The sequence below is a fragment of the Vibrio neonatus genome (assembly GCF_024346975.1).
GTDB lineage: Bacteria > Pseudomonadota > Gammaproteobacteria > Enterobacterales > Vibrionaceae > Vibrio > Vibrio neonatus.
The window spans coordinates 330,500-340,786 of the sequence record NZ_AP024886.1; the positions used below are offsets into that span (position 1 = coordinate 330,500).

Consider the following 10,287-nt stretch of genomic DNA (forward strand, 5'->3'; position numbering starts at 1 on the left):
GTTTTGAATCAGTGGCTTACGAGGCTCTATTTATCATTGAATATTATTGTATTATTTAACGATTCGTGTGATGGGGATCTCTATATTTTGTTACACTTTATTTTGAGTTTTATCTTGCTTGCAGAAAATCAAAGCACTTAGTTTCATATTGATATGAAACTAAGTGCTCGTTATTTCGACAATAAAATAACCTAGATTGTTGGCCTTATTGGTCAGTAATAGAAGCTATAGATCTTGATAGTCGTAATGACGAGTAACAAGGTTTACAAATCTTCGCATTGACAGAGATGGGTTAGATTAATATGTATTAGGAAGGGATATTTGCGCTGTCGGAGGCGATAATTTGTACTAAGCATAGAGTAGCTAGGAAAATAAGTGAGATCATAGCGATCGTTCTACAGCTATAGGCTCGGTGAAAGTGCTGAGAAGTTACCAAGATCATTGATAACGAGATCGTCAACGCCCCTTGGTAGTGAACTAACAAAGGGGCGCTATTGGCTAGCGTTTATTATTTTACGATGACATGTTTATGTGTGCGAACACTCGCTACCGCCATATAAATAGCAGTACTCATCATAATCGCTAGCAAATAGGTCATCAGACCTTGTGTGCTACCCATAAACCACCCCGCGACTAAGGGACCAACAACAGAGCCTAGACTGTAGCTAAACAGCATCACTTGGCTTGCAGAGACGATACAGTTTTTATTTAACTTATCGCAGCCCAAGTTGATAGCAATAGGGTAGAGAGCAAAACTTGTCATGCCAATCAACAATAAGCTAATTGCGAGCACATTTAGGCGGTTACTTAGAATGATTAAACCTACGGCAAAGATACCAAGGATGCAGAACAGTCCCATCAAAGGTGTACGTCCAGAAACTCGTATTAGTTTGGGAATAATGGCTTGCACTAACATGCCACCCACAATGATCAGTGCCATTAAAAGGCTAAGATCAGTTTGTGATATGTCGCGATTGGAAAGTTCAATTGGCATCAATCCATAAATAGAACTTTGTATTAATCCAGCGACAGTACAACCGATAATCGCGGAGTGGTTGAGATGTGAAATTTTTCTTAATGATAAAGTGACAGAATGTTGAATCAAGGGCGGTTGGGTTGGAACGAGCAACATGACCAACATTGAGATAAATAATAGCGATAGTATAACCACAAAAGGTAGCGCGCCTTGCACGCCCACAAAACCAATGCCTAATTGCCCAAGTGCAACACCGCCAGTGAAAGAACATACATATAAAGCAAAACGTTTTGCTCTATTGGCTTCGTCCCCTGCAAGTAACCAAGATTCAACAACCACAAATAATCCCGCCACTGCAACACCCGCCACAAAACGAGCGATAAACCATACTGCCACTATTGGCGCCAGTGGAAGGACGATAATAGTGGCAATGAATAATAATAAGCAGGTGATGAAAGCCAAACGATATCCAATGTAGGTAATGAGCGACTTAATTGATGTTACGCCGACAAACAAACCTAAATAAAACACACTCGCTAACCAACTGGCATTGCTGTCATCGATGCCGTATTTACTGAGTAACAGTGGTACGAGAGTCATGAGGTAAGCAGAAGATATTGCATAAAGTGATAGCGCCGCAATGGGCACTTTAAAGCCTGTTTTTACTTGCAAATCCGTTGTGGTTTCCACTTTATCACCTCATCAATCAGCCATGTGACAAATAGATTTAAATCTCTATTTTTAGCGAATATGAGCTTTTGAGAGAGGGGAGTAAAACGAAAAAGTTTTATCTTCACGATAAAGAAAATTTATCGAAAGAATTGGGATAATTTTTCATAGTCTTAGACTGAATCAAATCGAGAAAACCAAAAACATTTTGTCGTCTCAATCATTAAATATTACTATGTTTTATCAGCAATAATCAGAGATATAAATATGGATGTAAAAGTATTCCAGACCTTCCTTGAAGTGGCGAAAGAGAAACATTTTGGTCACGCGGCAGAGAATCTTTATATCACTCAAGCTGCGGTGAGCGCGAGAATCAAACAACTGGAATCCTTCTTTGATACGCGTTTGTTTACCCGCGATAGAAATGCAATAAAACTCACATCTGCAGGTGAGCGTTTAGTCGGATATGCGGAAGTGATGGTTTCTTCCCTCAAGCAGGCAAAATTTGAGTTGTCATTAGAAAAAGGCAAAGCACTGCAACTGACTATCGGTGGCACGCCGACGATTTGGGATGCATATTTACAAAACTGTCTAAGCGTAGTGACAGATGCATTTGATGGCTATGGCTTTATTGCCGAAGCGTTATCCAGAGAACAAATTAATAGACAACTGCTAGAGCGTACACTCGACATGGCATTTGCCTTAGACCCAATCAAGTCTGACGAACTGGCTTGCCAACATATTGCTGATTTTAACCTTACCTTAGTATCAACCGAGCCCTGCCATGAAGAGCAAGCGTTCGACAATAAATACGTTTACATAGATTGGGGAACCCGCTTCGCCTCGGAACATGCTGAGCGCCATCCGAACATTCCAGCTCCTTTTTTGAGAACATCGACCGCCAGAATTGCCTTAGATTTTGTTTTGGAAAAAGGCGGAACAGCCTATTTACCCACCTCTGTGGTAGAGCCTTTTGTGGCAAGTGAACAATTATATAAAGTGGATGACAGTAAAGGTTGGTGCAGACCCATCTACCTTAGCTACAGAAAATCCAGCAACTCTATAGACGCGATAAAACAGATAGAACGCTTGATAGCAGAAATTGATCCACTTACCGCCTACAGTCTCCAACAAGCAGGAGAGCAATTATCTTAATTTTAGGTAGGGTTAAAGCCTGTACGAGGCGAGTTATCACGGTGGAACATCGATAAATTGCATAGGAATATAGGTGACTACAGCCTGCCTCTTTTTTATGCATATAGCCTGAAAAGCACGCAAACAGATTGGAAATCCTTAATAATCTGAAATTAGAGCTTTTATTTTCAAATTATTATGGCATATTAACTTTCGTCAACACGATGTGCGTGCATCGTATAATGGCTATTACCTCAGCCTTCCAAGCTGATGATGCGGGTTCGATTCCCGCTGCACGCTCCAATCTCTCTCTCTATCAAATCTCTTGCTTAATTATTTAAAATAACACGCTTTGTTGCGTGATTTTTTGTGTCTGAAATTTACAGATTCAGAGAGACTCTCAAGATCTTTCTATCGTTTTTATCAAAGTGAAATCACGGCATTCAACAGCAAAGTGAATGGTCTAATGCTGAGTAACAGCGTACAAAAAAGGCTGCCTAATTAGCAGCCTTTCTACTCTACTGAAGCTATTTATTTTAGTGCGGCATCACTTGATTTGTGTGGTGACTCAAGCCCAGCGTTAATATCTAGGATGTCTTGCTCGGTTAGGCTACCTGCCGCTAACTTCACGCGAAGTCCTGCAGTAATGTAGTCATAGCGTGCATCGGATAAGCTGCGTTGCGCTTCAAAAACGCGGCGCGAAGAGTTGAGAACATCCACAATGGTGCGGGTGCCAACTCGGAAGCCAGATAGTGTGGCTTTGTGTGCAGCTTGCGCTGATTTAACCACTTGTCTGTAGGCTAGAATAGCGCTGTAAGCTGCGGAAACGTTGTTGTTATAGGCGCGGATGTTGGCGTCTACTTCACGGTATTTATTTTCAAGGCTTTGGCTGGCGACAATGTACTGTGCTTGCGCGGAATCTGTTTTAGCCGAAGTAGCACCACCATTGTATACAGGAACAGATAGCGTCAGTCCTGCACGCAGGTCGTTACCATGGCTGTGATCCACTGGCGAGCTACCCCATGCATTTTGGTAGTCTTCATTACCATAGGAAGCATTGAAGTGCAGGCTAGGTAAATGGCCTGAATTAGCAGACTTAATGTTATCTTGCGCAACATCTTTTTCGATACGTGCGGCCAGAAGCTCAAGGTTTTTCTCGTGGGCTTCATTGATAAGAGCAGTAGAATCGGTGTTGTTTTTAGCGGGGCTAAAACGCTCTGAGTCTAGAGTGTCAATTTCATTATAAGGTTGGTTGGTGATCTTGCGTAGCTTTTCATAGCTGTTGGTGAGATCATTTTGTTTCAATACTTCCGTTGCTAGCACAGTATCGTATTGAGCTTCGGCATCATAGACATCTGTAATAGCGGCAAGTCCTGCACGATTACGTTGTTTTGCTTGATCCCATTGCTTTTTCGTAGCCTTTTTTTCCGCTTGAACAGATATCAACTCATCTTGCGCTTTTAATACGTCAAAGTAAGCCTGAGCAGAGCGCATGATCAGCTCTTGCTGGGCAGCGGCGTAATTGGCATCAGCTTGGCGGGCTTGTTTCTCGGCAATGCCCAGTTCAATCCAACTAGAGCGAAGATATAAGTCTTGATCTAAGACGATCTTAGCACCTGTAGTATATCCATCACTATACGGTTTGTTACCAGGGGCCTGATAATAATGATCGCCTAATTCACCCTCAGCAGTACCAACTAAGTTAATTTGTGGTAGTAGTGGTGCGCGTTTTGCATCCACATTGGCAAAGGCGGCGTCTTTATTTGCTTTGGCTGTTTGTACCACAGTATCGCTGATTTTAGCCTGAGAATAGACTTCTGACAGGTTGGTTGCGGCTGCAAGATGTGGCAAGCCAACAAGGCCTGAGATAAGTAGGGATAATGGAATTCGTTTCATAGCTTCAACGGAAGATCGCAAGTAAAAGTGATTAATTTTTAATTGGCATATATAATGCCTAGTTGTTTATTGTACACGTTAATTTTAATATTTGAACGACTCATTAAAAATGAGGATCGTTTTTATTTCGTTCTTATAGAAACTGGGATTGGTATAAATTCAAAAAATTGCTTAATAAACAGGATGATATCTTCGGATTAATTCGATAGAACTTAGGTCAATTATTATTTAATGCATTTGGGCGCATACAACCAATGAAACGAAATTTTCGACTTTTTTTTAATCGCGATAGCAGTTTATTTTTTCTGCTACTAATTTCTTTATTTATTAATATCTTATCATTGGCAATGCCATTTTCTCTGTTGCATACCTATGACCGAATATTGCCGAATCAGAGCTACGACACTGCGACTATTCTATTTGTTGGAGTAGTAACTGCGGTACTTCTGGAAGGTTTCCTACGCTATTTTCGCAGTTGGATGATGGCCTCTGCCGCCGCTAATTTCGAGCTCAAAGTGTCTAAAGAGGTAGTGACGTCTCTGTTCAAAAGTGATTATAAACTCGTTGCTAATATGAATGTCGGCCGAATCTTTAACGGCGTCAGTGCCATTGGACACATGCGTGATATGTATTCCGGTCAGGCAAAAGTTGCCTTAATCGATCTCCCTTTTGCATGTTTGTTCCTATGGCTGGTCTATTTTATCGGTGGCAATCTAGTCTTCATCCCTATTGCGGTGTGGGTAGTAGTGACCTTGATGATTCTTTTCTTGGGTCGCAAGTTGACTAAGCTAACCAAATCTCTTTCGTTAACCGAAAGCCAACGTACACGTATTTTTATTCGTGTTTTTTCTGGCCTGACAAGCGTGAAAGCCCTTGCGCAAGAAGCGCATCTTTCAGCCTCTTTTAGAACAACCAACTATCAATTGCAGCAACAGCAAAAGCGCGTTGATTGGCTCTCTATCCGACTTCAAGAATGTATCGGTGGAGCATCACAGGCAACAACACTATTAATCATTATGCTTGGTGCGCTTCTTGTTATTGATGGTCATATGACCACAGGGGGGCTGACTGCATGTTCAATTCTGGCAGGTCGCGCCGTTGCCCCGCTATCGGCAATTATTGGCTTATATACACGAGTTGCGTCTGCAGAAGTGGCTAAAGAAGAAGTTCTTGAATTAATTAATATTCCAGAGGCTAAGTTTAGCGGCAAAGTGAAACTTGATGAGCGACTAAAATCAGATGTTATCTCTTTTGATGGCGTAAAAATGCCAGTCGCGAGCAAGCTATTGTCGCTAGATGATATTGCATTGCCTGAAAAATCACTGATTCAGGTTACATCCGATTCACTGTATTTTGCCAGTGAAGCATTATCTATGATGGTAGGGCTTGAGCCACCGACGGAAGGTGAAGTACGTATTGGTGAGAATAATATTTATGATCTTGAATATGAAGCTTACCGTGATGGAGTGGTGTTGGTATCCGCATGGCCAAATTTATTCTCAGGTACCCTGCTTGAAAATATGACCATGTTTACGCCAGAGTTAGAGGCTGATGCTATGCAAATGGCCGATAGATTAGGCCTAACAGCCACACTTGCAGAATTGCCTTCCGGTTATCAAACTCGAATTGATGAAAGTGGTATAGAAACCTTTAATAAAGGCACCATTAAGCTTATCGCCTTGGTACGAGCGTTAGTACAAGACCCAGCATTTTTAATGCTTGAACAACCCTTTTTATCATTAGACATTCCCTCTGCAGAATTAGTCGCACAAGTATTGCAAGAGGAAAAACATCAACGCAGTATTTTCACAACCGGCTATTTGAGTCCACAGAGCCTGCAATATGATCACATATTGAGAATTGATGCAACAGGTGAGGGCAAACTGCTCACAAACCCTGCGATAAATGAGCAAGGAAACGCATAAGATGACGACACAATCTGGAAATACATTGCGCAGTATTGCAGGCAGTTTCTTAAAGCAAGTGGGTATGCATGCACAGGCGCGCAATATTGCAAAAAATCCGCATCTTGAACACATGTCACCGCTAGATTTGGTAGAGCAACTAAAAAAGTTTAACGTTACCTATACCATTGATATCCCAAACCAAGACCAGCTTGAGGATACCCATTATCCGTTTATTGGTATTACGTCAGGGCGTGAAGAGGATGGTGAGTATCATGCTATTTTGTTTCGTCGCAGCGGTAAAAAATTTCAAAAACAAGTGCCTGGACATCGCCGCTGGCAAGATGCTGATTTTAGTGAAATACAACAGTTTAGCCATATTGTGGTACTGGAATCGATCCCAAGTAAGCAATTATCAGTTCGTACTTTTATCAAGGAAGTGAACCTGCGTAAAAAATGGTATTGGCCAGTCCTTGTTTTAACCTTTATGTCGACGGTTACTGGCCTATCCATTCCACTGTTTACTATGTCTGTTTATGACAAAGTTATTGGTGGACACTTAGTTGAGGTGTTGCCTGAACTTGGTATGGGTGCGGCGATTGCAGTCTTTATTTATGTGAGTGCGCGGCTAGTTCGTGGCTATATATTATCTAAAGTTGTGACTGAGTTTGTACGTGAAATATCAAACACGACGTTACATCGATTAATCCATATGCCCCTCACTTTGCTTACGCGAGTGGGGATCACTAACCACATTAACCGTATGAGAAATACAGAGCGTGTACGTTCTATGTTAGCGGGTACTGTGGGTGGCGGTATGTTGGATCTGCCTTTTGTCATTATTGTATTGATTACCATCGCACTGCTGGCAGGTTGGTTAGTGTTAGTACCGATTATTATGATACTGCTCCATAAACTCGTCTCTTCTTTGTTGACTAAATTTACCAATGCGGCCTTGCCGGCTATCTATAATGAACATCAAGACGGCATTACCGAATTATCGAAAAATATTCTGTTTTTAAAATCGGGCGGTAATGCCAAAGGCTGGATTCAGCGTTTACATCGTTTAAATCGTGAAAATAGCCGTCAAAACTTTATGTTTGCTAAGCGCAATGGATTGTATGGTGCGGTAAGCCATGTAATGACCATGGTTACAGGCCTAGTCACTATCTTTGTCGGCATCTTTTTGGTGCTAAACCACAGCATTACCTCCGGTGCTTTGATTGCTTGTGTGATGCTTATTTGGCGCATTACAGGCCCGGCAGCTATGGCGTTTTCGTCATCACTTAAAATTGATATGTTAAAGAGCGCGGTGACTCAATTTGATGGTTTTTTAACAGTGCAAACGGAAAATAATGAATTGCGTTTGGACATTCCGCAAATGGATAAAGCCCCTGAGGTTAACTTTAAAGGAGTGACTTTGCGCTATGATGCTGAGTCTGCTCCAGCTCTTTATGGTATTGAGTTTGAGGCGCTCGCGGGTGAAAGCGTTGCTGTATTAGGGCCTAATGGCTGCGGAAAATCCTCTTTGCTGATCACTACGTTAGGTGTTTTAGAGCCTCAAGCAGGCTATATTTCATTAAATGGACGAAATATCCGTCAGTATGATCCACAGGTGTATCGAACTTGGTGCAGTTATGCCCCTGCAGAAACACAGCTAGTTGAGGGCTCACTGGCGGATAATATTCGTTTGCAAAAGCCGTCAGCAACGGATGAAGAAATCATTGCTGCGCTTAAACAAGCAGGTGGACAAGCACTGCTTGATTTGGTTGAAGGTGACATATACGCAAGCATGTTTGAGGCATGCAATATCATGCTACGTTCGGTCGATGCTGAGGCTATCGCATTGGCTCGCGTTATCATCTCTGACTCAAACTTTATTTTGATGGACGAGCCGGTTGCAGGTGGCAACCCTAAAGTGAAGGCCGCTTTTGTTAAATTTATTCAGTCTTGCAAGGGCTCGAAAACCCTGATTTTCTCGACGCATGATCAAAATCTTCTACCGCTGGTGGATAAGGTTGTCGTGCTGGACAAGGGCGCAGTGGCCTTTGCCGGTCCTTTACCACAGCAACCTGCTGTTGAACCACAAGGAGAAGCCGATGCGTAATAGCCGAACGCCACATAACGATGATTGGCCAGACTATGAGTTTTCTAACAGCATAGAATCCTCTAAAGATCGCCGACTGATTCGTCGTGTGGCACTGCTGATTTGTTTTGCAATTGCGATTTTATTGTTGTGGTCGACTCAAGCTACGGTTGAAGAGATCTCAAAGAGTAAGGGACAAATTATTCCTTTGGGCCATAAGCAAGTGATTCAATCTCAGAGTGGCGGCACCATTGCATCGGTTGATGTTGAAGAAGGGCAAATGGTGAAAAAAGGTCAGCATTTGGTGCACTTTGTTTCCGAGAAAAATCTATCAACTAAAGATGAATTAGAAGTTAAGCGCGCTAATTTTGAGATGAGAATCAAACGCTACGATGCTTATATCAACAAACAAGCGTTAGATCTTACGGAGTATGCCACCAAGTACCCCAAGCTGACGGCCAACCACATTGAAGCTTTTGATAAAATGAAGGAAAAGCGTGAAGCCAGTGAAAAGGTGATTGAATCGGAGATTCAAAAGACCAATGCCGAATTAAGTGGGGTGTTGGAAGAATTACCTTCGCTCCGCAATCAGCTAAAGGCTTCACATCGAATGTATTTATTGATGAAAGAGGCGGGGCAGAATCAGTCTATATCTGAAGTGAAGTTCTTAGAAACCAAGCAGAAATACGATTCGTATCAGCAACAAGTGAATTCGCTTAATAGTCGCTCTAAGGTGCTGAAACGTTCATTGGATAATTTAAATAAACAGCTTATTCAAAAAGATATAGATTTGGTTTCAGAGGTATCTGAAAAGCGTACCGAAGCACAAACTGACTTAATTGCAACTAATGCTCGCCTGCGCTCTAGTGCAGCTGATGTAAAGGATGACGTGGTTAAAGCGCCAGTTGAAGGGGTGATTCAATCTATTCCAACCACTTCTGCAGGAAGTGTGGTTAAGCCCGGTGGTATGGTCGCGGTCATTGTGCCTGTGACCAAGCAAGGTTTGATGGAAACCAAATTATCGCCTCGTGATATTGGTTTTGTGCAAGTGGGTGATTTGGCGAGAATTAAGATAGATGCGTTTGATTATTCTCGTTATGGTTCCTTAACTGGAGTGGTTAAAAGTATTTCACCGACAACCGACCAAGATCAACGGGGTGGCGTCTACTATAAAGTTAAGATTTCCATTGCTAAACCCTATTTTGAAAAGGATCCTGAGTATCTTAAAACTATCCCCGGCATGACCGGTGAGGCCGATATTATAACGGGTAAAAAAACCGTATTTGAATATTTATGGAAACCTGTATTTACCAATATGACAAGTGCTTTTAGTGAACGCTAAGTTTTCAAAAATAAAAGTCTTAACTTAATGTTAATGTTTTAAAATATCGCATTAAGTCATTTAACGGCTGTATAAGAATTATTAACCCTGATATTAAAATATCAGGGTTTTTTTTATATCTAGATAATTAATTGGTATTATGTGCCGTAAGAAAGAATCACTTTCTAACTATTGAATTAGTGCCAGTTGTTTATTCTATTGATTCTTCAATAAGTTAACGAAATATTTTGTGAGCATTTTATTTTAAATACCACAGTAAAATAATGCATAGGAACCACCC

At 41.6% G+C, this 10,287-nt stretch carries 6 protein-coding genes and 1 tRNA gene; 5 read left to right on the top strand and 2 right to left on the bottom strand.

Features of this window, described 5'->3' with window-relative positions:
• Positions 1-508: 508 nt before the first annotated feature.
• Complete coding sequence (locus OCU38_RS14195; RefSeq protein WP_261824855.1) at positions 509-1,666, bottom strand: MFS transporter; 1,158 nt, start codon at positions 1,664-1,666, stop codon at positions 509-511.
• Positions 1,667-1,912: 246 nt separating this feature from the next.
• Here OCU38_RS14195 and OCU38_RS14200 point away from each other — a divergent pair, with 246 nt between their 5' ends.
• Positions 1,913-2,800, top strand: a complete 888-nt coding sequence (locus OCU38_RS14200; protein ID WP_152820103.1) for a LysR family transcriptional regulator — start codon at positions 1,913-1,915, stop codon at positions 2,798-2,800.
• A gap of 207 nt (positions 2,801-3,007) precedes the next feature.
• Positions 3,008-3,082 (top strand) — tRNA-Gly (locus tag OCU38_RS14205).
• 228 nt (positions 3,083-3,310) lie between these two features.
• On the opposite strand, the gene OCU38_RS14210 is transcribed toward OCU38_RS14205, so the two are convergent.
• Positions 3,311-4,675 (bottom strand): TolC family outer membrane protein, encoded by a 1,365-nt coding sequence (locus OCU38_RS14210; RefSeq protein ID WP_261824856.1) that lies wholly within the window; start codon positions 4,673-4,675, stop codon positions 3,311-3,313.
• A 347-nt stretch (positions 4,676-5,022) separates the two neighbouring features.
• Here OCU38_RS14210 and OCU38_RS14215 point away from each other — a divergent pair, with 347 nt between their 5' ends.
• Genes OCU38_RS14215 through OCU38_RS14225 form a run of 3 tightly spaced genes read left to right on the top strand, consistent with a single transcriptional unit; the run spans position 5,023 to position 10,007 of the window.
• Positions 5,023-6,600 carry an ABC transporter transmembrane domain-containing protein gene (locus OCU38_RS14215; protein WP_261824857.1) on the top strand — a complete coding sequence of 526 codons (1,578 nt, stop codon included), beginning with the start codon at positions 5,023-5,025 and terminating at the stop codon, positions 6,598-6,600.
• A 1-nt stretch (position 6,601) separates the two neighbouring features.
• On the top strand, positions 6,602-8,686 hold the full coding sequence (locus tag OCU38_RS14220; protein WP_261824858.1) for a peptidase domain-containing ABC transporter: 2,085 nt from the start codon (positions 6,602-6,604) through the stop codon (positions 8,684-8,686).
• The gene (locus OCU38_RS14225; RefSeq protein WP_261824859.1) at positions 8,679-10,007 is read left to right on the top strand and encodes an HlyD family type I secretion periplasmic adaptor subunit; all 1,329 of its coding nucleotides are present in this window, start codon (positions 8,679-8,681) and stop codon (positions 10,005-10,007) included. The genes OCU38_RS14220 and OCU38_RS14225 overlap by 8 nt, the downstream gene beginning before the upstream one ends.
• The last annotated feature ends 280 nt before the right edge of the window (positions 10,008-10,287 follow it).

Coding starts and splice junctions, on each gene's coding strand:
- OCU38_RS14220 (WP_261824858.1), top strand. CDS start 6,602: ATGACGACACAATCTGGAAATACATTGCGCAGTATTGCAGGCAGTTTC.
- OCU38_RS14210 (WP_261824856.1), bottom strand. CDS start 4,675: ATGAAACGAATTCCATTATCCCTACTTATCTCAGGCCTTGTTGGCTTG.
- OCU38_RS14215 (WP_261824857.1), top strand. CDS start 5,023: ATGCCATTTTCTCTGTTGCATACCTATGACCGAATATTGCCGAATCAG.
- OCU38_RS14225 (WP_261824859.1), top strand. CDS start 8,679: ATGCGTAATAGCCGAACGCCACATAACGATGATTGGCCAGACTATGAG.
- OCU38_RS14200 (WP_152820103.1), top strand. CDS start 1,913: ATGGATGTAAAAGTATTCCAGACCTTCCTTGAAGTGGCGAAAGAGAAA.